Here is a 1199-nt window from a genome sequence, read left to right as displayed (position 1 = left end):
CGACGAGCCCAGGCCCGCCGTCTCGACCCTGAACCTGGTGCGCGGTGAGACCCGCGCCAACTCGGTCACCACCCGGGTGTCGCTCCCCGGCACGGCCGGTGCGGACCCACGCGTAGTCGTTGCCGGGGAACGAGGAGCCCGCGAACTGGCCCTGCCAGGACCGGTCCCAGCCGTACACCTGCGCGCCGGTGGTGCCGCAGTGGCCGGCCGTGACGTACCCGCCGTGCACCGAGAAGCCGATGGAGCAGCGGACGTTGCCGGTGTAGTACGGGTCTCCGCCGACGGTCCCGGCGGCGAACGGCACGGGCGCCGTGACGCCCGCGGTGTTCACCTCGATCGGGCCGAGCTTCCTCGCCTCGGCCAGGAACCGCGCGACCTCCGCGGTCTGCACGCCGGGCTGGACGTCGACCACCACCGCGCCGCTGCGCGGGTCCGGGTGCCAGCTCGTCACCGCCGACGGCACGGCACCGGCCGCCGACAACGCGTCGACGCGGTCCTTGACCCGGTCCAGTTCCGCCGCGGTCCGGCCGACCAGCCGGGCTTCCGCGCCCGTCGCCCGGACCCGCTCGGCCGCCGCCGCGTCGGTCACGCCGACCACGAGCACGCCCTTGTCCTGGTCGAACCAGCTGCCGCCGAACGACGACCCGGCCGCGGTGCGCGCCGAGGGCGCCCGCCGGGTGGCCTTCGCCTCCAGGTCGAGCCTGGCCAGCGCCTGCTGCTCGGTGAGCCCGAAGGCGGTCCGCATGGCGGACACCAGCCCGGGTGACAGCTGCTCCGACGTGAGCGGCGCGGCCTGGCCGGCAGGTGCGGCGACGAGCCCGCTCACCACCAGGGCGGTCGCCACACCGATCTTCGTCAACGTTGTCATGCGCACGCAGTCCTCCTTGACCGCAGGGAAGGGCGAGTGACCGGTGCAGGCCGACCACGCGCCCGGGACAAGCCCTGAGAGCGCTCTCACAGTGCTGGTTCAGACCATGCAACACCCATTGCCCGACGTCAATCCCCTACCCGGCACCGCGGTTCACACCGCGGCGAGCACCTGACGCAGGACCAGCTCGACCAGGGCAGGGGTCGCGGTCTCCAGGTAGAAGTGCCCGCCGGGCAGTTCGGCGCGGTGCAGCGGCTGCGTGGTGTGCCGCTGCCAGGCCCGGATCTCCCCGGGCGAGACGGTGTCGTCCGTGCTGCCGGAGATGGCGGTG

Annotated in this window: 1 protein-coding gene; it reads right to left on the bottom strand. The window is 73.9% G+C overall.

All coding sequences use genetic code 11. The features are described from left to right. A partial coding sequence (locus tag AB0G02_RS41220) for an alpha-lytic protease prodomain-containing protein (protein WP_360806303.1) occupies positions 1-868 on the bottom strand: 868 nt, incomplete at its 3' end. Positions 869-1199: the final 331 nt, after the last annotated feature.

The organism is Actinosynnema sp. NPDC023658, assembly GCF_040639995.1.
Taxonomy (GTDB): Bacteria; Actinomycetota; Actinomycetes; order Mycobacteriales; family Pseudonocardiaceae; genus Actinosynnema.
The sequence above is the reverse complement of the archived record's forward strand: the minus strand, read 5'-3'. Positions and strand labels throughout refer to the sequence as shown.